General features: G+C 71.1%; 18 protein-coding genes. 3 read left to right on the top strand and 15 right to left on the bottom strand.

Annotated elements, in window-relative coordinates; genetic code table 11:
- Positions 1-65: 65 nt before the first annotated feature.
- From IE330_RS00440 to IE330_RS00415, 6 genes are all read right to left on the bottom strand, one after another.
- Positions 66-1,655, bottom strand: coding sequence for a monocarboxylic acid transporter (locus IE330_RS00440; RefSeq protein WP_190133752.1), 1,590 nt, complete (start codon positions 1,653-1,655; stop codon positions 66-68).
- Positions 1,645-2,151: a DUF485 domain-containing protein gene (locus IE330_RS00435; RefSeq protein ID WP_229925228.1), complete on the bottom strand. Its 507-nt coding sequence runs from the start codon at positions 2,149-2,151 to the stop codon at positions 1,645-1,647. The genes IE330_RS00440 and IE330_RS00435 overlap by 11 nt, the downstream gene beginning before the upstream one ends.
- Positions 2,152-2,263: 112 nt before the next feature.
- Positions 2,264-2,920 carry a response regulator transcription factor gene (locus tag IE330_RS00430; protein ID WP_373314518.1) on the bottom strand — a complete coding sequence of 219 codons (657 nt, stop codon included), beginning with the start codon at positions 2,918-2,920 and terminating at the stop codon, positions 2,264-2,266.
- Between the two features lie 221 nt (positions 2,921-3,141).
- Positions 3,142-4,290 (bottom strand): sensor histidine kinase, encoded by a 1,149-nt coding sequence (locus IE330_RS00425; RefSeq protein ID WP_190133750.1) that lies wholly within the window; start codon positions 4,288-4,290, stop codon positions 3,142-3,144.
- A 28-nt stretch (positions 4,291-4,318) separates the two neighbouring features.
- A complete protein-coding gene (locus tag IE330_RS00420; RefSeq protein ID WP_190133749.1) occupies positions 4,319-4,807 on the bottom strand; it encodes a DUF1453 domain-containing protein in 489 nt (162 codons plus the stop codon).
- 167 nt (positions 4,808-4,974) lie between these two features.
- The gene (locus tag IE330_RS00415) at positions 4,975-7,098 is read right to left on the bottom strand and encodes a DNA gyrase/topoisomerase IV subunit B (RefSeq protein WP_190133748.1); all 2,124 of its coding nucleotides are present in this window, start codon (positions 7,096-7,098) and stop codon (positions 4,975-4,977) included.
- Between the two features lie 453 nt (positions 7,099-7,551).
- On the opposite strand from IE330_RS00415, the gene IE330_RS00410 reads away from it, so the two are divergent.
- On the top strand, positions 7,552-7,782 hold the full coding sequence (locus IE330_RS00410) for a DUF7455 domain-containing protein (protein ID WP_190133747.1): 231 nt from the start codon (positions 7,552-7,554) through the stop codon (positions 7,780-7,782).
- Positions 7,783-8,257: 475 nt separating this feature from the next.
- Here the strand turns inward: IE330_RS00410 and IE330_RS00405 are convergent, their stop codons facing one another.
- The 7 genes from IE330_RS00405 to IE330_RS00375 form a co-directional block, all read right to left on the bottom strand.
- The gene (locus IE330_RS00405; protein WP_190133746.1) at positions 8,258-9,106 is read right to left on the bottom strand and encodes a S1 family peptidase; all 849 of its coding nucleotides are present in this window, start codon (positions 9,104-9,106) and stop codon (positions 8,258-8,260) included.
- 221 nt (positions 9,107-9,327) lie between these two features.
- Positions 9,328-10,878: an RNA polymerase sigma factor gene (locus IE330_RS00400; protein ID WP_190133745.1), complete on the bottom strand. Its 1,551-nt coding sequence runs from the start codon at positions 10,876-10,878 to the stop codon at positions 9,328-9,330.
- Positions 10,879-11,613: 735 nt separating this feature from the next.
- Positions 11,614-12,501 (bottom strand): FadR/GntR family transcriptional regulator, encoded by an 888-nt coding sequence (locus IE330_RS00395; RefSeq protein ID WP_190133744.1) that lies wholly within the window; start codon positions 12,499-12,501, stop codon positions 11,614-11,616.
- Positions 12,502-12,730: 229 nt separating this feature from the next.
- Positions 12,731-14,782, bottom strand: a complete 2,052-nt coding sequence (locus tag IE330_RS00390) for an ABC transporter ATP-binding protein (protein ID WP_190133743.1) — start codon at positions 14,780-14,782, stop codon at positions 12,731-12,733.
- Between the two features lie 244 nt (positions 14,783-15,026).
- Positions 15,027-15,788 carry an NUDIX hydrolase gene (locus tag IE330_RS00385; RefSeq protein ID WP_190133742.1) on the bottom strand — a complete coding sequence of 254 codons (762 nt, stop codon included), beginning with the start codon at positions 15,786-15,788 and terminating at the stop codon, positions 15,027-15,029.
- Between the two features lie 119 nt (positions 15,789-15,907).
- Positions 15,908-18,010, bottom strand: coding sequence for a glycogen debranching N-terminal domain-containing protein (locus IE330_RS00380; protein ID WP_190133741.1), 2,103 nt, complete (start codon positions 18,008-18,010; stop codon positions 15,908-15,910).
- A 273-nt stretch (positions 18,011-18,283) separates the two neighbouring features.
- Positions 18,284-19,882, bottom strand: coding sequence for a DUF4192 domain-containing protein (locus IE330_RS00375; protein WP_229925227.1), 1,599 nt, complete (start codon positions 19,880-19,882; stop codon positions 18,284-18,286).
- A gap of 133 nt (positions 19,883-20,015) precedes the next feature.
- Between IE330_RS00375 and IE330_RS00370 the strand changes: the two genes are divergently transcribed.
- Both IE330_RS00370 and IE330_RS00365 read left to right on the top strand, forming a co-directional pair.
- Entirely contained in the window at positions 20,016-22,202 is a 2,187-nt protein-coding gene (locus tag IE330_RS00370) for a RecQ family ATP-dependent DNA helicase (RefSeq protein ID WP_190133740.1), read from the top strand.
- Positions 22,203-22,418: 216 nt separating this feature from the next.
- Positions 22,419-23,147, top strand: coding sequence for a hypothetical protein (locus tag IE330_RS00365; protein ID WP_229925226.1), 729 nt, complete (start codon positions 22,419-22,421; stop codon positions 23,145-23,147).
- A 233-nt stretch (positions 23,148-23,380) separates the two neighbouring features.
- Here the strand turns inward: IE330_RS00365 and IE330_RS00360 are convergent, their stop codons facing one another.
- On the bottom strand, positions 23,381-24,046 hold the full coding sequence (locus IE330_RS00360) for a hypothetical protein (RefSeq protein ID WP_190133739.1): 666 nt from the start codon (positions 24,044-24,046) through the stop codon (positions 23,381-23,383).
- 77 nt (positions 24,047-24,123) lie between these two features.
- Positions 24,124-24,825 (bottom strand): ribonuclease HII, encoded by a 702-nt coding sequence (gene rnhB / locus IE330_RS00355; RefSeq protein WP_190133738.1) that lies wholly within the window; start codon positions 24,823-24,825, stop codon positions 24,124-24,126.
- Positions 24,826-24,905: the final 80 nt, after the last annotated feature.

Below are 24,905 nucleotides of genomic sequence, written 5' to 3'. Positions count from 1 at the left end.
TCCGGAGCCCCGGACGTCACCTCCCCGAACCCTCGGCCCCACAGCTTCCCTCGCCTCCGGTCGGCCTACACGGCGCCCGCCCCCGTCAGCGACCGCACCTCCGTCTCCGCGTGCTTGCCCTCGTCCGCCCTGTCCGCCGAGGTCACCGTGCCCAGCCAGCCCGCGAGGAAGCCCAGCGGGATGGAGACCAGGCCCGGGTTGTCGAGCGGGAAGTACTGGAAGTCCGCGCCCGGGAACAAGGCGTCCGGGCTCCCGGACACCACCGGCGACAGCACCACGAGCACCAGCGCGGGCAGGAGGCCCCCGTACACCGACCACACGGCCCCTCGCGTCGTGAACCTCCGCCAGAACAGCGAGTACAGCAGCACCGGCAGGTTGGCGGACGCGGCCACCGCGAACGCGAGCCCCACCAGGAACGCGACGTTGAGGTCCTTGGCCAGCAACCCGAGGCCGATCGCCACCACCCCGATCCCGACCGCGGCGACACGCGCCACCGCCACCTCACTGCGCGGCTCGGCGCGCCGCCGCAGGGACGCGTACAGGTCGTGGGCCACGGACGCCGAGGACGCCAGCGTGATCCCGGCGACCACGGCGAGGATGGTGGCGAACGCGATGGCCGCGACGACCGCGAAGAGAACCGTTCCTCCGGTGGAATCCGCGCCTCCGCCCAGATCGAGCGCCAACAGGGGCACCGCCGTGTTCCCCGCGGCGTTCGACCCGCGGACCGCGTCGGCACCGACGATCGCGGCCGCACCGAAGCCCAGCACGATGGTCATCAGGTAGAACCCGCCGATGAGACCGATCGACCAGACCACCGAGCGACGGGCGGCCCGCGCGGTCGGCACGGTGTAGAAGCGGGACAAGATGTGCGGCAGCCCGGCCGTCCCCAACACGAGCGCCAGCCCCAGGCTGATGAAGTCCAGGCGCGCGGTCCAGTCCCCGCCGTACTTCAGACCGGGCGCCAGGAACGCGCTCCCGTGCCCACTGCGGTCGGCAGCCGTACGCAACAGGTGGTTGAAGTCGCCCTGGAACCGCATCAGTACCAGCACGGTCAGCGCGACGGCCCCACCCATCAACAGGACCGCTTTGACGATCTGGATCCACGTGGTGGCCCGCATCCCTCCCAGCGACACATAGACGACCATGAGCAAGCCGACACCGACGACCGTCCACGCCTGCGCGGCCTCGCCCGTCTCCCCGAGCAGCAGCGCGACCAGCGAACCGGCTCCCACCATCTGCGCCACCAGATAGAGAACGGACACGGTCACCGAGGACGTTCCCGCGGCGATGCGCACCGGACGCTCCCGCATCCGCGCCGCCACGACGTCGGCCAGCGTGAACCGCCCGCAGTTGCGCACCAGTTCCGCCACGAGGAACAGCACCACCAGCCACGCCACGAGGAACCCCACCGAGTACAGCAGCCCGTCGTAGCCGTACAGGGCGATCAACCCCGAGATGCCGAGGAACGAGGCGGCGGACATGTAGTCCCCCGCGATGGCAAAACCATTCTCCATGGGGGAGAACAGCCGTCCGCCCGCGTAGAACTCCTCCGCCGAGCCCCGCCTGTTGCGGCTCACATACGTCGTGATGGCGAGCGTGACCGCCACGAACACACCGAACAGCACGAGCGCCGGCGTCTGGTGCTCACCGGTCACCGCTCGCCCCCTGCTTCAGCTCCCGCTCCCTCTCCTGCTCGAACACGGCCCAGCGCAGATCGAGCGCCGCCCGGTCCCGCCGCAGCCGCGCATGCCGGGCGTACGCCCACGTCAGCAGGAACGTCGTGACGAACTGCCCGAGCCCCGCCAGCATCGCCACGTTCACTGCACCGGTGACGGGCCGCGCCATCAGCCCCGGTGCCGACGTCGCCGTCACGACGTACGCCACGTACCAGGTGAAGAAGACGGCCACCCCGGGGATCACGAACCTTCGGTACCGGCGTCGCACTTCCTGAAACGCCGCGCTCGCCTGCACCTGCAGGTAGATGTCGGTCGCGCTCCTGTCCCCCTCGGGCACGGGAACGGCCGGGCTCTTGGGCGCCGGTGTACCCACACCGTCGGGCTCGCCCCACCCCGTGGCAAGCGCGTCGTGCCACGGATCCCGCAGATCGCCTGGTCCGTCCCGCCCGGCATCACGGCCGTCGTCCTTCTCCACCGAACTCTCCTCGCCCGCGTCCATGTTCGGCCGCGTGCCCAAGGATGAGCAGAACGGGAAGATCCCTGGCTTGCCTCCTTCCGCTCTTCACCCCATCAGGTGAAATGGTTTCTCACCTGCGCGTACCTCCCGGTGGCTGCGCGAGACCGTGTCGATAGGCGTACCGGACGGCTTGCGCGCGGTCCTTGAGCCCCGTTTTGGCGAAGAGGTTGTTGATGTGGGTCTTCACGGTGGCCGTGGAGACATGCAGCGCGCGAGCGATCTCCTGGTTCGTCATCCCTTCCGCAATCAGTCCGATCACCTCCGTCTCCCGCAGCGTCAGGCCGTCCGGAGGCTCCACCGGGCGCGCCGGACGCTCCGGCTCCGCGAGCCGCTCCAGGAGCCGCCGCTGGATCTGCGGTGACAGACCGGCCTTTCCCGAGAGCACGTCCGTGATGGCCCGCACGATCTCGTCACCGCCCGCGTCCTTGGTGAGGTACCCCCGCGCCCCGGCCTTGAGCGCGGGGAACAGCGACTCGTCGTCGTCATACGTGGTGAGCACCACGACCTGCGTACCCGGATGGTCGGCGCGGATCCGGCGCGTCGCCTCCGCCCCGTCACAACGAGGCATCCTCAGGTCCATCAGCACGACATCAGGAGCGAGTTCGGCCACGAGCCGTACCGCTTCCTCGCCGTCGCCCCCGGCACCCACGACGTCGATCCCCGGCAGCAGCCCCAGCAGCATCACGATGCCCTCACGCACCACGGTCTGGTCATCGACCACCACCACACGCGCGGCCGCCTTCCCGTTTGCCGCAACCTCCTGGGCCACCGCCCCCGCCCCGGCCCTCGCCCCCGCGCTGACGCCAGCCTCCGCGCGAACCCCGCGGCTCGCTCTCGGCCCGCCCGCCAGAGGCCCGCCACCCACGCCAGCACCAGCACCAGCACCAGCACCAGCACCAGCACCAGCACCAGCCACGGTCACACCGTCGCTGCGCCCGTCGTCTCCTGTCATCCCGGCACCCTCAGCCTCACCGCGAAGCCATCCGCCTCCGGCCCCGCTTCCAGCGAGCCGCCGAGCAACTCGGCGCGCTCCCGCATTCCGAGCAGACCGTACCCGGCTCCCGACGCCGTCAGATCACCCGGCGCTCCGCCCGAATCCCGCACGTCCAGCGTGACTTGCTCCTTCCCGTACTCCAGGCACATGGTCACCTTGGCGCCCGGTGCGTGCTTCCGTACGTTCGTCAGGGCCTCCTGCGCGACTCTCCGCACCGCCTGTGAAGCCTCCGCGGCAAGGGCCCGGCGCTCCCCGGAGACCGCGACCCGGGTCCCGTCCTCCCCGGCGAGCTGGCAGAGGTAGTCCTCGACCGGGGTCATCTCACCGCGCAGCGCGGACAGCGCCTGGCGGGTCTCGGCCAGTCCTTCCGCAGCCATGGCTCGTGCTGCCACCACTCGTTCGTGGATCTGCTTCCGGTCCGCGTCCCGTTCGATCAGCAGCCGGGCCGCCTCCAGGTGGACCATCTGCGCGGAGAGACTGTGCGCAAGGACGTCGTGGATCTCCCGGGCGATCCGGGCGCGCTCGGCCAAGGCGGCGGACTCCGCCTCGGCGGCCCGCGCCGCCCGCTCCTGCGCGAGCAGCCGCTGGGCGTTGCCCCGGGCCTCGGCATCCAGCCGCAGGACGTAACCAGCGAGGCCAAGACCCACGGTGACGGCCGCGGTAACCGGCCAGAGGTCCTCATTCACCAGGGCGAACGCCCCCAGTGCCAGTACGGCGGCGGCCATCGCCGCACCCAGGGGCAGTCGCTCCAAGGCCAGGATGGCGCAGGAGCACCACAGCACGGCCGCGGGCATGTGGAACCCGGTCCCCTGCGCCACCGCGCCTGTCGCCGCCAGCAGACCGAGGGAGCACAGGGACGTCCAGGCCTGCCGTTGCAGGGTGGCGCGGAAATACCACGCGATGGTCGCCGCACAGAGCACGACCATGAGCATCGCGAGGGCACTGCCCCAGGCCGGCATGTCACGCCGGGCGAAGGTGCTCCACAGCAGCACGCCGATGAACACCGCACGCACCACCCAGGTGAGCACACGCCGGGGCCGGGTCAAGCCCTCCGGGCTGAGCGCTTCCCGTACGGGCCAGCGCGTCCAGTTGTCGCGCGTCATGCCTGCTCCTTCCGGTCGGTATGCCCGGTCACCGCACGGCGGCGGTGAGTGCCGGAGCCGGACGCACTGCGCGGACTCGCAGTTCCCGGAAGCCGGTGCGGACCAGCAGGGACACCGCCAGGGCGAGGAGCAGCGCGCCAGCGCCCTGGTGGATGCCGATGAGCAGGGCTATGCCTACGAGCCCGAGCCGTGAGGCGGTGCCCGCGGCCCACACCCCGGCCGTGGCTCTGGTCCCTCGACTCCACACGCGACCGTCCGGCTCAGTCCAGACGTGGTTGGTGCGGGTCCAAGCCGCGCTCATCGCCACGCCGACGCACAGGTCAGCGCCGAGGAGCGCGATCGACGTACAGCGGTGGTGGACATCGATGAAGCCCGGTCCGCGCAGGCTGCAGTAGGCGAGCACGGCAGGCGCCAGCCACCAGCGCTTGGCCGCCCTCACGCGCTGCGGCTTCGTCCGGCGTATGACGAGCAGCCCGACGGCGGCGGTGATCAGCAGCGCGTTGGCGAACCCGGGCATCACGGCCTCCGATGGCGTGCGCGGACGAAGAAGTACGACGCCTTCGACGGTACGGAATCGGCCCAGGTCAGCGGATCGGAGCGGAGGTGGAGTCCGGGTGGAACGGTGCCTCCACCCGAGGGTGGAGGCACCGGACGCGGCGGGGCGACGTGGCGCCCGGACCGCGGTTACGCGTCGATGCGCGACCGGTCGAGCGTGGCGGCGGAGCTGGTGATGAACTCCTTGCGAGGCGCGACTTCGTTGCCCATCAGCAGGTCGAAGACCTGCTCGGCCGCTTCCAGGTCGCTGATGTTGATACGGCGCAGGGTGCGGTGGCGCGGGTCCATCGTGGTCTCCGCCAGTTGGTCGGCGTCCATCTCGCCCAGGCCCTTGTAGCGCTGGATGGAGTCCTTGTACCGCACGCCCTTGCGCTCGAACTCCAGCAGCGTCTCGCGCAGCTCGCGGTCGGAGTACGTGTAGACGTACTTGTCCTGCCCCTTCTTGGGCTGGGACAGCTCGATGCGGTGCAGCGGCGGCACCGCCGCGAACACCCGGCCAGCCTCGACCATGGGCCGCATGTAGCGCTGGAAGAGCGTCAGCAGCAGGCAGCGGATGTGCGCCCCGTCGACGTCGGCGTCCACCAGCAGGATGATCTTGCCGTAGCGGGCGGCGTCCAGGTCGAAGGTCCGGCCGGACCCAGCCCCTATGACCTGGATGATCGCACCGCACTCGGCGTTCTTCAGCATGTCGGAGACCGACGACTTCTGAACGTTGAGGATCTTGCCGCGGATGGGTAGCAGCGCCTGGAACTCCGAGTTGCGCGCCAGCTTCGCCGTGCCCAGCGCGGAGTCCCCCTCCACGATGAACAGCTCGCTGCGGTCCACCGCGTCACTGCGGCAGTCCGCCAGCTTCGCCGGCAGGGACGACGACTCCAGGGCCGTCTTACGCCGCTGGGCGTCCTTGTGCTGCCGTGCCGCGATGCGGGTCCGCGCCGCTGCCACGACCTTGTCCATCACGGCCCGCGCCTGCGCCTTGGCGTCCCGCTTGGACGAGGTGAGGAACGCCTTGAGCTCCTTGGCGATGACGTTGGCCACGATCCGGTTGGCCGCCGACGTGCCCAGGACCTCCTTGGTCTGGCCCTCGAACTGCGGCTCGGCAAGCCGCACGGTCACGACCGCGGTCAGCCCCTCGAGGGCGTCGTCCTTGACGATGTCGTCCTCGGCCACCCGCAGCAGCTTCTGCGCCCGCAGCACCTCGTTGACGGTCTTGGTGAGCGAGCGCTCGAAGCCGGTGACGTGGGTGCCGCCCTTGGGGGTGGCGATGATGTTCACGAACGACTTGATCGTCGTGTCGTAGCCGGTGCCCCAGCGCAGGGCGACGTCCACGCCCAGTTCACGGGTGACCTCGGTGGGCGTCATCTGCCCGCGCTCGTCCAGGACCGGCACGGTCTCCTTGAAGGTGCCCTGCCCGGTGAAGCGCAGTACGTCGCACACCGCCTTGTCCTGTGCCAGGAACTCACAGAATTCGCTGATGCCACCGTCGAAGCGGAAGGATTCCTCACCCTTCGTACCGCCCTCGCCCAGCCCGTACTCGTCACGGACGACGATCGTGAGGCCCGGTACGAGGAACGCGGTCTGTCGGGCGCGCTGGTGCAGCGTCTCCAGGTTGAGCTTGGCGTCCTTGAGGAAGATCTGGCGGTCCGCCCAGTACCGCACGCGGGTACCCGTACGGGCCTTGGGGATCTTCTTGACCTTGGTCAGGCGGGCCTTGGCGTCGAACGGGGCCTCGGGCCCCGTCTTCGCGAACGCACCGGGAACGCCGCGCCGGAAACTGATGGCGTGGGTGTGCCCGGCGCGGTCCACCTCGACGTCCAGGCGGGCCGACAGGGCGTTCACCACGGAGGCGCCCACGCCGTGCAGACCGCCGGAGGCCGCGTACGAACCGCCGCCGAACTTGCCGCCCGCGTGCAGCTTGGTCATGACGACCTCGACGCCGGAGAGCCCGGTCTTCGGCTCGACGTCGACGGGGATGCCCCGGCCGTTGTCCCGGACCTCCACGGAGGCGTCGTCGTGCAGGATCACCTCGATGTGATCACAGAACCCGCCCAGGGCTTCGTCGACGGAGTTGTCGATGATCTCCCAGAGGCAGTGCATCAGGCCCCGGCTGTCCGTGGAGCCGATGTACATGCCCGGGCGCTTGCGGACCGCCTCGAGCCCCTCCAGGACGAGCAGGTGCCGCGCGGTGTAGTTGGAACCGTCCCGGTCTGCTCCGGTCAGCAACGCTGTGGACGGCACGGACGTCTCGGCGGTCACGCGGTTCGCTCCTCGCTGAATTTCATAAGGGGCCCTTGGGGGTAAGGGCTCGGCTTCTGCTGCCCGTCAGAGGGTACCGAGGCCTGGTAGAGCCGCTGCCACGCCACCCTCGCCATCACCCCCGACCAGGTCCAGACTAGTCCAGAAGCGTACGCGTGTTCGATCCCTCGATGGAGTGAAGCGCACGTCACGTTCCCTTCCAGGCATGAACCATTTAGGCTCCGGGCACGTCCTCATGAACAACCGGCAAGCCAGCCGGCAGGACCCGACCTGACAGACAGCGCGAAACCGTACGACACGTAAGACACGCACTACGGCACATTCGCCGCCAACCGGCAGCAGACAGCCACCTCGGAAAGAGAATTTCGAGGAAAAGCCACGAGCGGGAACGTTTTCGGCCTGGTTGGATGTTGACCCTGGTACGACAGCTCGTCGAGCTAGAGAAGAGGCGACGTGACTACTGTTCTGACCCCCGCGAGCCCCCTGACGGCCGCTGACCGCTGCGACCGGTGCGGCGCCCAGGCCTACCTGCGCGTCGTGCTGCTCAGTGGCGGTGAACTGCTCTTCTGCGCCCACCACGGTCGCAAGTTCGAGCCGGAACTCAAGAAGATCGCCGCCGAGATACAGGACGAGACGGAGCGCCTGACGGCCGTTCCGGCCACCGCGTCCGATGAGGACCGCTGACGCCTCGCACCCACGACGAGCGAGCGCCGGACCACCAGACCGGCGACCGGGCGGCTGCCCCTGTGAACCAGGAGCGGCCGCCCGTCGTCATTTCCTGGCGCTTCCCGATCCCTGACGTTTCCCGGCGCGGATCGTCTTCCCGGCGGGGATCGTCTTCCCGGCGCGGGCCGGGACCTGGCAACCCGGGCCGTGACAGCCGCGCTCTGACAGCTCCCGGAGGAGTCGAAGGCCCCGGAAGGCCTAGGACACGGCATACCCCGGCAGCGGGGCGCTGAGACGCCTCACAGGGCCACGCCGAGGCCACCCGCCCCCGTGGAGCCCCTTCTAGACCTGCGAACCGCCCCCAGACGTCGCGCCGACGCTGCGCTCACCAGGAGCTGGCCGCCGCCTTGCACACGCCGTCCCAGCGGGGGAGCCACCACTAGCAAGGGGCTCGGCCGGTTCCGCTGGGCAGCCCCTCGAGGCGCCCTGCAGCTCACGCTCCCGGCGCGCTGCCACCCGTCCGCTCCACAAGCCGGACAACCTCCGAGACGCGCGTATAGACCCCCGGACTGTCCGCCCGGCCGCAGCCGCTCCCCCAGGACACGAGCCCGATGAGCCGCCCGCGAGCCACCAGGGGGCCTCCGCTGTCGCCCTGGCAGGCGTCCCGCCCGCCTCGACGCTCACCCGCGCACAGCATCGACGTCCGCGTGTACGTCCCGTCGACGCTGCCCTGGTAGGCCTCGTCGCACACGGAATCCGCCAGGACCGTCACGCGCGCGGAGTGCAGCACGTGCGCGTAGTCACCTGCGCCCGTGGTATCTCCCCAGCCATACACGGCAGCGCCGGTCCCCGGTTCGTACGCGGGGTCTCCCCTGCGTGCCATCGGGATCACGTACTTCTGCGGGAGCGCCCTGGACAGGGTCAGGACGGCGACGTCGCCGTCGTTCGTATAGGCGTCGTACTCAGGGTTGACCCACACATCACTCACCGGGATCTCATCCCCGGAGTCGGTGTGCAGGTCCTCGCGTCCGGCGAGGACCCTCAGGTCCCGCAACTGCTGCAGAGGCACGCCGAGCACTTCTTCGCTCATGCAATGCGCCGCGGTCAGGATCGTGGACGGCGCGACCACGACGCCCCCGCAGAACTGACCCGAGCGAGTACCCCCGAACTGGTCACGACTGGAGAGGGCCACGGCCCACGGACTGTCCTCCACGCGGGCCGGAGTGCCACCGACGATCACGCTGTCGGCGACCGCCAGGGGCGGGGAAGCAAGGGGCAGAGCCGCCGCGGCGGCCCCCAGGATCAGCGTTCCCGCCAGCGTTCGGGCGAAGGGGCGACGCATGCGTTCTCCTCACTCCGGGTTGCCATCGCGTACCCAGAGTCATCCGCCGTCGCAGCCGCCGCACCCTGTCCGCGCGAACAGACGAAAGACCCGGAGCCTTCGCGTGGAAGGGCTCCGGGTCTTTCGGAGGCACTCAGAGGCCTGGTCCGGATGGCCAGGACCTGGCCCTGACGGACGGGACGGCTGGTCCCGAAGCAGGGCGCGGTCCTGGCGGTCGGGACCTAGTCCAGGTAGTCGCGCAGGACCTGCGAACGCGACGGGTGGCGCAGCTTCGACATGGTCTTCGACTCGATCTGGCGAATGCGCTCACGCGTCACCCCGTACACCTTGCCGATCTCGTCGAGGGTCTTCGGCTGACCGTCGGTGAGACCGAAACGCATCGAGACGACGCCCGCCTCGCGCTCGGACAGGGTGTCGAGGACGGAGTGGAGCTGCTCCTGGAGGAGCGTGAAGCTGACCGCGTCGGCCGGAACGACGGCTTCGGAGTCCTCGATGAGGTCACCGAACTCGCTGTCGCCGTCCTCGCCCAGCGGGGTGTGCAGGGAGATGGGCTCGCGGCCGTACTTCTGGACCTCGATGACCTTCTCCGGGGTCATGTCGAGTTCCTTGGCCAGCTCCTCCGGGGTGGGCTCGCGGCCCAGGTCCTGGAGCATCTGGCGCTGCACGCGCGCGAGCTTGTTGATGACCTCGACCATGTGCACCGGGATGCGGATGGTGCGGGCCTGGTCGGCCATGGCGCGGGTGATGGCCTGACGGATCCACCAGGTGGCGTACGTGGAGAACTTGTAGCCCTTGGTGTAGTCGAACTTCTCGACCGCGCGGATCAGACCGAGGTTGCCCTCCTGGATGAGGTCCAGGAAGAGCATGCCGCGGCCCGTGTAGCGCTTGGCCAGGGAGACCACCAGGCGGAGGTTGGCCTCCAGGAGGTGGTTCTTGGCGCGGCGGCCGTCCTCGGCGATGATCTCCAGCTCGCGCTTGAGCTTCGGCGCGAGCTTGTCGGCGTTGGCCAGCTTGTCCTCGGCGAACAGACCCGCCTCGATGCGCTTGGCGAGCTCGACCTCCTGCTCGGCGTTGAGCAGGGGGACCTTACCGATCTGCTTCAGGTAGTCCTTGACGGGGTCGGCGGTGGCGCCGGCCGCCGCGACCTGCTGAGCGGGCGCGTCGTCCTCGTCCTCGTCGGAGAGGACGAAGCCCTGAGCGCCCTCTTCCGCGGGCTCGCCCTCGCCGGGCTTGCCGACGACGGGGGTCTCCTCGGTGACCTCCTCGTCCAGGAGCTCACCGGCGTCCTTCTTGGAGGCGGTCTTCTTCGCCGTTGTCTTCTTGGCGACGGTCTTCTTCGTGGCGGCCTTCTTGGCCGTCGTCTTCTTGGCAGCAGCCTTCTTGGTGCCCGTGCTGTCCTCGGCCACGCCTTCGGCAACGGGCTTCGCCGAGGCGGCTGTGGCGGTGGCCGACTTCGCGGTGGCGGTCTTGGCCGCGACCGTCTTGGTCGCGGTGCGTTTGGCCGGACTCTTCGCTGCGACGCTCTTGCGGGGGCGCTTGGGCTCCGCGGCACTCACCATCAGCGTCACACCCTCTTCCTCGAGGATCTGGTTGAGGCTGCGCAGAACGTTCTTCCACTGAGTGGCCGGGATCTGGTCAGCTTCGAAGGCACGACGCACGTCGTCGCCGGCGATCTGCCCATCAGCCTTTCCCCGCTCGATGAGCGCCATCACTGAGACGGATTCGGCGATCTCCGGCGGGAGCGTACGGGATGTGCTGGCCGACACGAACAACCTCTCGGAACGTTGGAAAACGGCTTCCGGCCCCGTCCACCCTGGATCGGAGCCGACGACCGACGGCTGGGAATTGTGCCGACGGCGCGGGCGGGACCGTGGAGCTGGACAGCGTCTGGCACGACGTCTGTATTCCCTCCTCGGCTATCACCTCTTAGGTCATCGCGCTGCCTCTAGGAGCGTTACGCCCAATCTACGTGGCCCGAGTCACACCCCATAGGGGCTGAAAAACGTCTAGATCCGGTCAGAAACGACCACTGCCGCGGGAAGGTCGACCGCTCATGGGTCTAAGACCGGTCATACGTACAGAGAAGGGCCGCCCAACCTCCGCGGCGAACGCCGGAGCGCACCCTCGCGGCCAGCGAAGTTTCAACTGTCAACTACTCGGCCGTATGACCGTCCCTGCAGACCGGCTACCCCTTCACGGGCGGGGCACGCGCTCTCGCGTTCTTGAGTAGATACGTGTTCTTGAGTAGGGACGCGCACTTGCGTACGCGTTCTTGAGTCGGTACGCGTTCTTGAGCCTGGTACGCGCGTCTAGGCGGGCGCCGGAGGCGCGTACTCCCCGGCAGGGTGCACCTCCGCGCGGGTTCGAGCCGTTACGCCCGTGTCGCCGAGCCCTCGGCACCTGGAAGGCCCCGGGAGTCCGGCGACACGGGAGCGGTCAGCGGGAGGGGGAGCAGCGAAACGATGCTGCGCGGCGCGCACGGCTGCGGTGGCGACGCGGGACCGCGGTCAGTGCTCGCGCGGAGCGGGCACGACCCGCTCCACCTCCGGGTGGACGGTCAGGAGCTGGCGCATGGCGGCCTCGGCCGCGGGTCCGTCGCCGGAGGAGAGGGCGTCGACGATCCGGGCGTGGTGCGTCAGGGAGGCCTCGGTGGGTCGGTCGCAGCCGGTGACCGGGCCCCCGGAGACCTGCAGGGCGGCCGAGACGATGCCGGACAGGTGCTCGAGCATGCGGTTGCCCGCGACCTGGATGAGTAGTGAGTGGAACTCGGCGTCGGCGCGGGTGAAGGTGATCGAGTCGCCCTGTGCCAGCGCGTGCCCCATGATCTCGACCATGTCGGAGAGGCGCTGCTGCACCTCCTCCCGGCCGTGCCCGGCGGCGAGCCGGGCGGCCAGTGGCTCGATGGTCCAGCGCAGCTCGCTGAGCTCACGGCGCTGGTCGTCGCGTTGCGGGCCGAACGCCCGCCACTCGATGATGTCCGGGTCGAGCAGGTTCCAGTCGCTGACGGGACGCACGCGGGTGCCGACGTTGGGCCTGGCGCTGACGAGGCCCTTGGCCTCCAGTACGCGCAGTGATTCGCGGACGACGGTGCGGGAGACCTCGAACCGCTGGCCGATCTCCTCCGGGACGAGCGGCCGGTCGGCGCCCAGGTCCCCGGAGACGATCATCTGGCCCAGTTGTTGGACCAGTTGGCCATGCAGTCCGCGGCCCCGGCTGCCGGCTGCCCTTCGGCCGACGCGGCCCAGTTCCTGGTCGGCGCTCTCCCAGGCGGGCGCGACCACGCGGTCGGCGCCGTGGGCCTCGGTGTAGGGGTAGCGGTCGAGTTCGCCCGGGCCGGCGAGGCCGGAGTCTGCGGAACGGGCGGCGGTCATCATGGTGTGCGCAAGGGTACTCACGGATTCAGTTGTCGGCCGGGCGTCCAAGTCCCTTGAGGTCTTTGGTGAAAAGCACACGAAAGGGTGATCGCTTACCTCGCCGCAATTGACGCGTTATCGGAAAGAAGTGGCTGCTCTACGAAGACTTGTGCTCAGCAGGGGAACGAAAGGTGCCAGAAGACCGTCAGGGAACCCCGCCGTAAGCGACAGAAGACCACCATCGATCCGCGTCGTCGACGACAGGGAGAGGTCAGCGGGCCCGCCCACGCACCGCCGTGAGCAGGTACGCGCCGAGCAGGGTGGCCAGTGACAACATCAGTGCGCCGCCCACGGGTTGGGCCACGACTTTGAGCACTCCCACAACGAAGCGTTCGATACCGAACGGCCATTGCACCAGGGTGAGATGACGCAGCCTCCCCGGGAACCCGGCGGCCGATCGCACCGACGCCCCTTCCAGCGCCTTTCGTACGACCGGTACGACGATGATCGGCACCGCCAGCACTGCCGCGAGCCCGGCGGTGGTGGACCGGAAGATGCCCGCGGCCAGCACACCGGCCCAGGCGCAGCCAACCATCAGGCACGTCCAACTGACGCTCAGGGAAAGCCAGTCGGCGGGAACTCTCGTGAGCTCCTCGCCGTATACCAGGTGGAGCAGCACGGCGTCGCACCCCACGGTGAGCCCGGCCAGCAGCAGCGCGGTGGTGGCGGCGACGGCGAGCTTCGCGGTGAGGAAGCTCAGGCGGCGGGGCACGGCACCGCGGTCCGCCGCGAGGGCGGGGTGGCGGAACTCCTCACCGAAGGCGAACGCGCCGAGCAGCCCCGCGCCCAGGGCGGCGGGCGGCAGGGGAAGCTCGTCCGGCCAGGAAGCAAGCAGGTAGTGCTGCGGTGTGTGCCCGGTCCGAGCGAGGAAGAGGCAGAGGACCGCGGACACGGCAATGACGCCGGCCACCGTGAAGTACCCGGTGCCGACACCGGTGACGCGGTGCAGCTCGTAGCGCAGCGGACGGAGAGGGCTCGGGGCGGCTCGGGTGGTGAGGGGAGGAGGGAGCGGGGACGGGGCTGGCGAAGGCAGGGAAAGCATGAGCTGGGGTGACGGCGGCAGCGATGACGACGGCGTTCGGGGGGTGTCCTCGTCGGTGTCCGGTGATTCCTCGAGCGCGGCGCTGGGCTCGGGCGATGCGTCGGGGGACTCGGACTGCTGATGCGCGCCCTCGGCAACCGCTACAGGTGCCACGGGTTCCGCCCCTTCCTGGTCTGCCTTGGCATCGGCGGACGGGAGGCTCACCGGCCCGTTCCCTACGTCGTCAACGCCCTCGGCCTCCGGCCCCGGCACCGCCGGCACCGGCTGTCGCGCCTCGGCTCGCGATGCCCCGGTGTCCCTAGGAGGCCCATCAGACAACAGCGAGGGACCATCGGCGTCCGCTGAAGGCCCGGCGTCCCCGATCTCGTCGGCGAGTTGATGAACGAGGATGCCGTGCCGGAACGCGGTCTCCCCCACCTCCCCACAGGTACTTCCGTACACCGACAGCCGGCTGCCTCCTTCTCGCACCACTTCGACGGCTCGGCGGCGGGAGCGCGCCTCCTTGGCCAGCAGGGCAGCGAGGCGCGCGGCGTGCGGGCTGCGCACGGCGACGCGGGGCCTGAGCCGGGTGCGGGCGAATTCCACCGCTTCCTGGTCGGCGACAAGCCGCCCCGCGTCCAGCGTGACAACCCTGTCAGCGGCCCGCGCGGCCTCCTTGGGATCGTCCGTGGTGAACAGGACAGTGCCGCCCCGGGTGGCATGTACTCGCAGGGCGCCCTGCAGCCAGCGCCCCTCCCGGGTGGAGAGTCCGACGGTGGGTCCGTCCAGGACGAGGGCGTGCGGATCGGCGAGGAGCGCGCACGCCAGGCCCAGACGGCGGTCCATGCCGCGCGAGAGGGTGCCAAGACGCTGGTCGCGCAGACTGACGAGCCCGACCGCCTCGAGCACGTCATCGGCGCGGGAGGCCGGCACACCCACCGCGGCGCAAAGCATGCGCAGGTGCCCGCGCACTGTGCGTGCCGGGTGGCCGGGGACGTCGCCGAGCAACACACCCACTTCGCGGGAGGGGTGTGCGATGCGGTGCAGCGGCCTGCCCCTGAAGTACGTGATGCCACGCCCCGGTTGGAGCTCCAGCATCAGTCTGACGGTTGTCGTCTTCCCTGCGCCGTGGGTGCCGAGGAGTGCGGTGACACAGCCCGGTCGCGCTTCGAAGGAAACGTTGTCGAGGGCGGGCGGAAGGTCCTTGCGGGGGCTGCTCGTCAGTCCGATGGCCTGGATCATCGCTTCTCTCGCAGGATGTGCGACCGCGCGGCGGCCAGGGCACGCACGTCCTCCGGCTCGGTGACGGACGAACCCCGTGGGTACCGCAGCAAGATAACGCGACATATCCGGCTTTTCGCTGAGGGCGTGCCTCGCGGGTGTCAAGCACGGGTCTTAAAAGTGAGCACGACAGCGTTCGCGACGGCTCAGCCGCCAGGACCGCGCAAGGCCATCAGCGCACGATCAGGCGTCGGTCAGCGCACGCTCAGGCGTCGGGTCGCAGCATCGGAGGGTTGAGGAGCGTCGCGCCTCCCGCCCGGAAGAGCTGCGCCGGGCGCCCGCCCTGGCGGGTGGTCGTTCCCCCCGTGGGCACGAGGAACCCGGGGGTGCCCGTCACCTTGCGGTGGAAGTTGCGCGGGTCGAGTGCGACACCCCACACGGCCTCGTACACGCGCCGCAGCTCCCCCACGGTGAACTCCGGCGGACAGAAAGCCGTGGCCAGCGAGGAGTACTCAATCTTCGAGCGGGCCCGCTCCACCCCGTCCGCGAGGATCTGCGCATGGTCGAACGCCAGCGGCGCGGCCTGCTCTCCTTCACGGCCGTACCCGCCTTGGTGGAGCAGGGCCTCGACAGGGGCCCAGCGTGCGCTGTGGGCGTCGCCTCCCGGGCGGGGCGCGGGCAGGTCCGGCGCGAGGGCCAGGTGCGCGACACTGACCACGCGCATCCGTGGATCGCGCTTGGGATCGCCGTACGTCGCCAGTTGCTCCAGGTGCGCGCCGTTGGCCTGAACCGGGCTGTCCGGGTCGTGCGCGCAGAGCCCCGTCTCCTCCACCAGCTCACGCGCCGCGGCTGCCGAGAGGTCCTCGTCCGCCCGTACGAAGCCTCCGGGCAGTGCCCAACGCCCCTGAAACGGCGGCTCACCACGGCGCACGGCCAGTGCGCACAGGGCGTGGCGGCGCACGGTGAGCACGACCAGATCGACGGTGACAGCGAAGGGCGGGAAGGCCGACGGGTCGTAGGGCGACATGCCGCGATCATAGTCGTCTGCCTGACGATAAACACCTCCTGTGCCGTCTGCTTCCGGCCCCGCTTCCCGGGAACCCTCTGTCCGGCATGTCACATTCATGGCAGTGCCGCTCAACGGCATCAGACCCCCAACTGCAGCCCGTCGGCTGCCTCCTCGACCATGGCGAGGCCGAGCCTGCTGACGCGCACGGAGAACGGGGCACCCGCCACGCGCAGACCCGTCAGACCGATCTCTCCCAGGGGCGCGCCGCGGACCGGCCGCAACGTCACCGTGCCTGCCGGTGCGTCCGGGCGGATCCCGGCCAGCACCGTCAGGAGCTGTGCTCCAGCGGCCGCGCTGACGGCTGCGGGGCGGCAGGCCGCCGGGTGCGGGAGTGGTGCACCGCCGGCCGCCCGCTGCTCACCGCCGTACATCTCCGGCAGCCGGTACTCGAAGGCGGCGGCCGCGTCCAGCACGCCGCGCAGCAGCGAACCGGCTTCCTTCTCGTAGCCCGCCGCCGCCAGACCCGCGACGGCCGTGGCCGTCTCATGGACGCGCACCGCTCCCCCGCGGTGTCCGAAGGGGTTGTACGCCTCCTCCTTCGCCCCCAGGCTGCGCAGGCCCCAGCCGGAGTCCATGGCGGGCATGCCCAGCAGTCTGGCCACCTGTTCGGTCTGCACCTTGTCGAGCAGTCCGGGCGCGAGCTCACCGCCCCCGATGAGGCCCGTGTCGAGGAGGTGGGCCGCGCCCCCGGTGAGGTGCGGCAACGGTTGTCCGTCGGCCTGGAGCGCCGCAGCGGGTCTGCCGCCGCTCCGGTCCGCCACCCAGAACTCCTCCCTGAATCGCGTGCGCATCCGCTCGGCCCAGCGCCGCAGCTCCACGCCACCTGCTCGCCCATGGGCGTCGAGCAGCTCGGCGCCCAGGAGCGCGGCACGGTGTGCGTGCGCCTGTGTCTCGCAGCGGGCCGGACCGGCCGACGGGGCGTCCGGTTGGGTATCCCGTACGAAGGTCCCGTCCGGGGCCACGGCGAGGAGCCAGCGCAGGCACTGCTCCGCCGGGGGTAGCAGCTCCGCCACGTCGGCGCCCGCCATGCCCCACCGCCATGCCTCGGCGAGGAGGGCGGGGAACAGGAGCGTGGCCTCGATCCCTGTGCACACGGGCGGCAGGTGGGGGCCGGTGTCCCGCATGGGTCCGGGGATCATGCCTGCCCGGAGGCCGGGGCCCGTGAGCTGGTCGCGGGCGAGTGCCCGGAGCGTGCTCTCCGCGAGCCGGGTGCCGAGTGGCAGGACCATCCGCGCGGCCGCGAGGGCCTCGACGGGTGCGAGACCGCAGCGCCAGGGCGCTCCAGCGGCTACGTAGAGATCGGCGGGGTGGGCCGGGGCGCGCAGCAGCAACGCCCGCAGGTCGGCCACCGAGGTGTCCAGCAAGCGCTGCACCGCCGGGTCGTCGCCGGTCGCCTGGGCCGAGGACAACGGGCTGGTGACGCCGTGCCCGACCGCTCTGAGAGGACCGGCACCATGAGGGCGGACCCTCAGCTCGACGCTCTGGCTGCCTCCCGGCGGCAGGTGCACCTCCCAGCGCAGCAGCCCCGCGGAAGCGAGCGCGTCCTTGGGCGCCGGCACGGCCGTGACCACACAGTGGCCTCCTTCTCCGGAGGACCAGCGCATGCCCGAGTCGTGCACGCTGGCAGGCAGCTCGGGGCCGGCGCGGCCGGAGGCGACCGCACCGAGCTCGGCGAGGTCGGTGCCCAGCGCCACCTCGACGGGCAGCCTCAGAGGACGGCTGGCCGCGCTGTGGAGTGTGATCCGCTCGGTGCCGTCGGCGTGCCGTGTGCGCTCCACCAGGACGTCCGGGTCCGGCCCTCCATCCGCCGCGGGAAGGAGCGTCGCCACGAAGCGGGCGCTGTCCGCCGACAGCATCCGGGCCTGCACGGCGACCGGCTCGCGGCCGGCCACACGCACCTGGCAGCGGGACAGCAACCGGCGACCGGACCGATAGAACCCTTCCAGCCCCTGGCCGTTCAACTGGCCGTGCTCCGTGGAGATCGCGAGCGCGGGAAGGGCGACACAGACGAGCAAGGCGTGCGCGGGTGGCAGCGCGGCGGGGCGGCGCGCTCCCGGGGCGGGTGGCCGACCGGTGGACGGGCGCCTCGGGGCCGAGACGAGCTCGCGGAAGCCGGGGGGCTCCGGGCCGTCGTTGCCGCCGGGCCGGGGAGAGACAGGAGACGAGCCGGGAACGGGCATGGGGTAGCCACTTCTGCGTTCTCTGCGCTACGGAGACTCGGTCGCGGAGCAGCGGCACGAGCCGGACGCGGGTACCGCCACTCAGGTGAACGGTCTGGGACCGTCCCAGGTCACGCACGCGCTCCAGGAAGCCGCTCAGCCGGTGGCGCGTCACCGTACCCGCTTCCACCCTGTGCGCAGATCCGGCTCGCTCCTTCGACGTCCTGGCCTGCGCGAACCTCGCCTGCCCTCTGCTCCTCACCGTCCTGGTCACCGTCTCGGCCACTGCCCTGGTCACCGGTCGCCCCTCGGGCCGCGGCGAATCGTGTCCCGTCGGTTCCGCGGTCCCGTGCCCGCACCGCCGACGCCGCGTGAGCCCGGCCCGGAGACGCGAGGAGAGCGGCGGCCACGCGGTGTCGCCCTGACGCCGACGCCGGCCCCCGCGTGGTCCAGGTCGTCCGCGTCCTCCTGGGGCTTCGGCGCACCTGCGGGCGAGGTGCCTTCCGGCGAACCGGTGGGATCCTTGATCGTGGCGGCCCTCGGCACCTCGGCGAGCTCTTCCTGTACCGCAGCGGCTTCCTTATGGGCTTCAGCGGTCTCCTGCCGAGCCCCTGCCGCCTCCGTTGGGCGCTCGGCCGTCTCCCGCTTGATTTCGGCTGCATTCTGGGAGCCCGTGTGGTCGAGCTGGTGGCCTTGCCCGGCCGCCTTCCGGCAGTCCGCGCGGTTGAGCGGGTGGCCTTGCGCGGCCGCACCGTCCCGCTGGGAGCGCTCGTTCCGCAAGATGCGGCGGATCGGTTCGGGGTCCTCGTCCGCGCTGCACGCAGGGTGCAGCAGCAGGGCGAAGGCGTACTGCGGATCGGAGATCAACGCCATGGTCAGCGCCTCCTGGCCCTCCGCGAGGTCGCCGAGTGACCAGGCCACCCAACCGGCGAGGGTCAGGGGCGCGGCGGCGTGCTGACGGTACTCCCCCACACAGCGCCGGGCCAGGGTGCGCCAGAGCCGGAGCGCCGGAGCCGCCTCGTCGCCCTCCATCCACTCCGCCGCCCGGTCGCGCGTCGTGCGGTCCTGGAGGCCGAGGATCAGCGCGGCGGCCTCGTCGTGACCGATCAGTTCGTCGTCGTAGACATCGGCTTCCAGGGTGTCGGGGATGGGGGGCGCGGCGGCGAGGCGCTCCATGACGTGGCGAGCCAAGCCGATGGTCTCCTCGGCGACTTCGGCATGTCCACCGTCGTCGAGGATGCGGGGCACGAGCGCGCAGGCCGCGTCGTGCAAGGCGCGCTCCTGATCGCTCGCGGCGCCGGTCCGCCACGGCGTGAGCCGGGCCCTGATCCGCCCCTGCGACGGGCCTACCTGGAAGCCCGCGTAGACGGTGGCGGCCGCCAGGACGGACGTACCCGCGGGGAGGAGCGGGGTGCCTTCCGGCGGGCAGCATCGCTGGTCCGGGCAGCAGTACGTCCAGAAGCGGCCGTCCGAGACGCAGACGACCTCGAGCACGGGGACGTCGAGGCCGCCGCATTGGGTACGGAGGGCCTGGGCAAGCGGCCTGAGGCGCTCCATGACCTGCCTGCCGGAAGTGTCCCCCGCGAACACTTCCGGCTCCTGACAGAGGAAGGCGACGACGCCCTCAGGCCGGGCCTCACGCCTTTGGGAGCCGTTCACCAGGCACTGGGCGAGTTGCTCGGCGACGCACGGCCAGTCCTCCGGTCGGTCGGGGATGCCGAGGCGCACCCGTCCGCCGAAGCGGCCCCGGGGGCCGTGCAGTGCGATGAGGACGACACTGTTCTCGGGCTGGAAGCCGAGCAAGTACGGCAGGGCGTCGGCGAGTTCGGCGGGCGTGCGGAGCGTGACGACGGTCTCGTCGATCGCGTCGGCTGGTTCGCTGTGATTCGTCATGTGCCGACTCTGCACCGGAATGCCATCCTCCGGTTGAGGCTGTGGATAACCCTGGACAGGGTCACGCCAAGAGTTGTCCACAGTTCGGCGGACCCGTTCGCCGAATGTCCGACCCATCGGGTTGCATGGAGCCATGAGCAACGAAGACCTCCGCACGGCAGCCGACGCCATCCTCGCCCGTCTCGTCGGCGGCCCCTCCCCCGCGTCCGGCGGGACGCCGCCGGACGGCCCGCGCCTGCGTGAGGACCAGTGGAGAGCCATCGAAGCGCTGGTCGCCGACAAGCGCCGGGCCCTCGTCGTGCAGCGCACCGGCTGGGGAAAGTCCGCGGTGTACTTCGTCGCGACGGCTCTGCTGCGGGAGCGCGGCAGCGGCCCCACCGTGATCATCTCTCCTCTGCTGGCGCTCATGCGGAACCAGGTGGAGTCGGCCGCGCGCGCGGGCATCCGTGCCCGCACTATCAACTCGTCCAACACGGAGGAGTGGGACACCGTCCAGGCGGAGGTGGCCGCGGGCGAGGTGGACGTGCTGCTCGTGAGCCCGGAGCGGCTCAACAATCCCGACTTCCGCGACCAGGTCCTGCCCAAGCTGGCCGCGGCGACCGGCCTTCTGGTGGTCGACGAGGCGCACTGCATCTCCGACTGGGGTCACGACTTCCGCCCCGACTACCGACGCCTGCGCACGATGCTGGCCGACCTGCCGCCCGGCGTCCCGGTGCTGGCCACGACGGCCACCGCGAACGCCCGCGTGACCGCGGACGTCGCCGACCAGCTCGGTACCGGCAGCGGTTCGGACGCCCTCGTCCTCAGAGGACCGCTCGACCGCGAGAGCCTGAGCCTCGGCGTGCTCCAGCTCCCGACCGCGGCACACCGTCTGGCCTGGCTCGCGGACCACCTCCACGATCTGCCGGGCTCCGGGATCATCTACACCCTCACGGTCGCCGCCGCCGAGGAGGTCACCGCCTATCTGCGGCAGCGCGGCCACACCGTCGCCTCGTACACCGGGAAGACGGAGAACGCGGACCGGCAGCAGGCCGAGGAGGACCTGCTCGCCAACCGTGTGAAAGCCTTGGTCGCCACCTCCGCCCTCGGCATGGGCTTCGACAAGCCGGACCTGGGCTTCGTCATCCACCTGGGCTCGCCCTCCTCGCCGATCGCCTACTACCAGCAGGTGGGCCGCGCGGGCCGTGGCGTCGACCACGCGGAAGTGCTGCTTCTGCCCGGCCAGGAGGACAGGGCGATCTGGGACTACTTCGCCTCCCTCGCCTTCCCGCCCGAGGACCAGGTGCGTCAGACCCTGGACGTCCTGGCACGGGCGGACCGCCCCCTCTCGCTCCCCGCGCTGGAGCCTCTGGTCGAGCTGCGCAGATCACGGCTCGAGACGATGCTCAAAGTCCTGGACGTCGACGGCGCGGTCCAGCGGGTGAAGGGCGGCTGGATCGCCACAGGCATGCCGTGGACCTACGACACCGAGCGCTACGCCTGGGTCGCCAAGCAGCGGCAGGCGGAGCAGCAGGCCATGCGCGAGTACGTCGCGACCACGTCATGCCGGATGGAATTCCTGCGACGCCAGTTGGACGACGAGGAGGCCGCACCGTGCGGGCGCTGCGACAACTGCGTGGGGGGCCGGTTCCAGGCGGACGTGACGTCGACCGCGCTGGAGTCGGCACGCGGTGAGCTGGCCCGGCCCGGTGTGGAGGTCGAGCCCCGGAAGATGTGGCCCACCGGCCTCGCCGCCGTGGGCATGACCCTCAAGGGCCGGATTCCGGCCGGTGAGCAGGCAGCCCCGGGCCGAGCCCTGGGCCGGCTCTCGGACATCGGCTGGGGCAACCGGCTCCGCCCGATGCTCGCCCCGCAGGCGCCGGACGGCCCGGTGCCCGACGATGTCACCCAGGCCGTGGTGGAGGTCCTGGCGGACTGGGCGAAGGGCCCGGGCGGCTGGGCTCCGGGCGCTCCCGATGCCGGGCCCCGGCCCGCGGGTGTGGTGACCATGCCTTCCCGCTCGAAGCCTCGGCTGATCCAGTCACTCGGGTCCCGGATCGCGGAGATCGGCCGCCTGCCGCTGCTCGGTTCCCTCGAGTACGTGGCCGAGGTCGCGGACGTGCGGATTCCGAGGAGCAACAGCGCCCAGCGTCTGCGCGCCCTGGACGGCTCCTTGACGGTGCCGCCCGCTCTCGCCGCGGCCCTCCAGGAGGCGGACGGTCCGGTGCTGCTGGTCGACGACGCGACCGAGACCGGCTGGACGCTCGCGGTGTCCGCGCGCATGCTGCGCCGGGCGGGCGCCAAGGGGGTGTTGCCGCTGGTCCTGGCCGTGCAAGGGTGACCTCCGCATCATCGTGCGGCGCCCTGGGCAGGGATATGCGAGACGTATCACCGGATATGGGTCGGCGGGGTCAATTGCTCGTTGCCGCAAGCCAGGACGGCGGCAAGAATTGGAACCGCTCCCGCGCGGCTCCCCCGTAGTCCGGTAGGGCTGTGCCGCGGTGCGTCCCCCAGCCCGACCCCGCCCTGCCAGGGGCGTGTAGCCGAAGGGAGGACCGTGACCTTCGGAATCGCTCCGTCCGCTGCGGCGTCGGCACCGGATCCCGTGGCCGACGCCGCGATACCCGAGACCGGCGAGCAACTGACCCGGATGCTCGAACCCTCGGAGTGGTCAGCCGCCGAGATCCCGCTGCTCCGGAACCCACGGGAGGTCGTGAGCGGCCTGTACGCCCGGCACCGGCCCACTGTGGCCACCGTGATCGTGGCCGTACTCGATCCGGAGGAACGGGTCAGGGCGTCCGCCTCGTTCGTGCGTCGGGCGAGCACGGTGGACGGGTGGGTGTTCCGCAACGCGCTGCTGGCCCAGTTGCGCAGGGTGATCCCGCACGACCTGCGGCGCCGCACCCCGGTTCGCACCGCCGTACTGCTCTACTGCCGTGACGGCGACGCGCGTTGGACGCAGGAGGACGGCGCGTGGATGTGGGGCCTGCGGGACGCGTGCACGCTGCACGGGCTGAGGTGTGGGGCGTACATCACGCTCACCCGGGAGGGCTGGCAGGTCCTCGGTGAAGGTCGCGGAGGCCGTCGGCCGCACGCCGTGCCCGCGCCCGACGGAAGGGCCGGTGCGTCCGGCACGGGCGCCGAGGAAGGCGCTGGAGCCGACGGCGGTCGGCGCCGGTCGCCCTCCGACGGTGCGGCACCCCAGCCACCGACCGGAGGCGAGGCGTCGCCGTCCTCACCCGGAGGTGCGGCGTCGGAGCTGTCGCGGCGCGTGGCGGCGCGGTGAGACCGCACGGTCCCGCCGCACCGCACCCTGCGTCGTCCTCCGCATGGCGGCGGCGCCCCTGAGGGCAGGCAGCCGCGCCCCACCGTGCCTCTACGTCGTCTCCCGTGGGCATGCCGCCTCTGCGGCGGACCCGCCCGCGGCCGGGTACGGGCACACCCGCGGAGGGCACAGCCGAGCACGGCACGGCACCCCGCGGCCACGGCGCACGCGCCGCGGCCTGCCCGCCGGGAGCGTCAGACGCCCGCGCCCAGCATGGTGTTGATCCGCTGCGGGTCGCCGCAGACGATCAGCAGGGTGCCGGCCCGGTTGAGCGCGGCGGGCAGGGCCGTGACCGCGGTCTCCTCGCTGCCGCCGTTCAGCGCGACGACGACCACAGGGCGGGTCGCGGCGCGCGGCAGGGCGGCGGCGTCGGCGTAGAACACGTCGTCGCCGGCGTCGTGCTGGGCCCAGTAGGCGTCCTCGCCGAAGGACAGCTCGTGCGTGGACCACGGGTGGGGCTCGCCTGTGGTGATCACCAGGACGTCGCCCGGGGCGCGACCCGAGTCGAGCAGCAGGTCGACGGCTTCCTCGGCGGCGTCGAGAGCGCCGTCGGCGGAGGCCGGGATCAACTGGATCTGCGGGACCGCGGCACCGTTGGCGGCGGCTTCCGGGGCGGCCGGGGCGGACGGCCCCGGCTTGGCGGCCTGGGCGGGCGGCCCAGGCTTGACAGCCGGTTCACGCGTCGCGCGCTGCGCGGGCGGCGTCGGCCGCACGGGACCCGGGCGGCCGGGCCGCGACGGAGCCGCGGGACGCGGACCGGGTACGGGGCGGGGGGTCGGCGCGGTACGGCCGGTGGCCGGAGTGGCGCGGGGACCCTGGGCACTCTCGTGAATCTGAGGCTCCTCGGGAATGAGAGGCATGCGTTGTTGTCTATCAAACGCCGATGCGACACGCGTCGGCGGGTGGCACATGAGTGCGACCGGAACTGCGGAAAACATCAGAACTCAAAGCCGAGCTGGCCCTCGATTTCCGGAACGTTTCCCTCCGCCCAGGCGCGGGCTTTCTTGAGGTGCCGCCACTGGGGCAGCGCATCAAGATACGCCCACGAAAGCCGGTGGTACGGGGTGGGGCCCCGTTCCGCCAGCGCGGCCTTGTGCACCGGCGACGGATAACCGGCGTTGGCCGCAAAACCGAAGTCTGCATGTTCGATGCCCAGTTCGGCCATCATTTTGTCGCGCTGAACCTTGGCGATGACCGACGCCGCCGCGACAGCGACGCAGGACTGGTCACCTTTGATCACCGTACGGACCCGCCAGGGAGCGCCGAGGTAGTCGTGCTTCCCGTCGAGGATGACCGCGTCCGGCCGGACCGGAAGCGCGTCGAGGGCACGGACCGCGGCCAGCCGCAGGGCGGCCGTCATGCCCATGTCGTCGATCTCCTCGGGCGACGCGTGCCCCAAGGCGTGTGACGTGACCCACCCCTCCAGCTCCGCGGCGAGCTCGGTGCGTCGCTTGGGGCTGATCAGTTTGGAGTCGGTGAGGCCGGCGGGCGGCCTGCGCAGCCCCGTGATCGCCGCGCAGACGGTGACCGGGCCCGCCCACGCTCCGCGTCCGACTTCGTCGACACCGGCGATGATCTTCGCTCCGGTGGTGGCGCGCAAGGAGCGCTCGACGGTATGGGTGGGTGCTTCGTACGGCATGGCGTTTGACAGCGTACGCCGCCGGTGACCACTCGCGACACCCTGGTTGGCCAAGGCTTGGACGGCTTCGCGCCACGGCA

This window comes from Streptomyces longispororuber, assembly GCF_014656095.1.
Lineage (GTDB): Bacteria > Actinomycetota > Actinomycetes > Streptomycetales > Streptomycetaceae > Streptomyces > Streptomyces longispororuber.
This window is presented reverse-complemented; position numbering and strand designations above follow the sequence as displayed.

What these genes read in the sequence shown, in the direction of transcription:
- IE330_RS00425 (WP_190133750.1), bottom strand. Translation starts at nt 4,290, where the DNA reads ATGACGCGCGACAACTGGACGCGCTGGCCCGTACGGGAAGCGCTCAGC.
- IE330_RS00420 (WP_190133749.1), bottom strand. Translation starts at nt 4,807, where the DNA reads ATGCCCGGGTTCGCCAACGCGCTGCTGATCACCGCCGCCGTCGGGCTG.
- IE330_RS00405 (WP_190133746.1), bottom strand. Translation starts at nt 9,106, where the DNA reads ATGCGTCGCCCCTTCGCCCGAACGCTGGCGGGAACGCTGATCCTGGGG.
- IE330_RS00390 (WP_190133743.1), bottom strand. Translation starts at nt 14,782, where the DNA reads ATGATCCAGGCCATCGGACTGACGAGCAGCCCCCGCAAGGACCTTCCG.
- IE330_RS00385 (WP_190133742.1), bottom strand. Translation starts at nt 15,788, where the DNA reads ATGTCGCCCTACGACCCGTCGGCCTTCCCGCCCTTCGCTGTCACCGTC.
- IE330_RS00380 (WP_190133741.1), bottom strand. Translation starts at nt 18,010, where the DNA reads ATGCCCGTTCCCGGCTCGTCTCCTGTCTCTCCCCGGCCCGGCGGCAAC.
- IE330_RS00375 (WP_229925227.1), bottom strand. Translation starts at nt 19,882, where the DNA reads ATGACGAATCACAGCGAACCAGCCGACGCGATCGACGAGACCGTCGTC.
- IE330_RS00370 (WP_190133740.1), top strand. Translation starts at nt 20,016, where the DNA reads ATGAGCAACGAAGACCTCCGCACGGCAGCCGACGCCATCCTCGCCCGT.
- IE330_RS00360 (WP_190133739.1), bottom strand. Translation starts at nt 24,046, where the DNA reads ATGCCTCTCATTCCCGAGGAGCCTCAGATTCACGAGAGTGCCCAGGGT.
- rnhB (WP_190133738.1), bottom strand. Translation starts at nt 24,825, where the DNA reads ATGCCGTACGAAGCACCCACCCATACCGTCGAGCGCTCCTTGCGCGCC.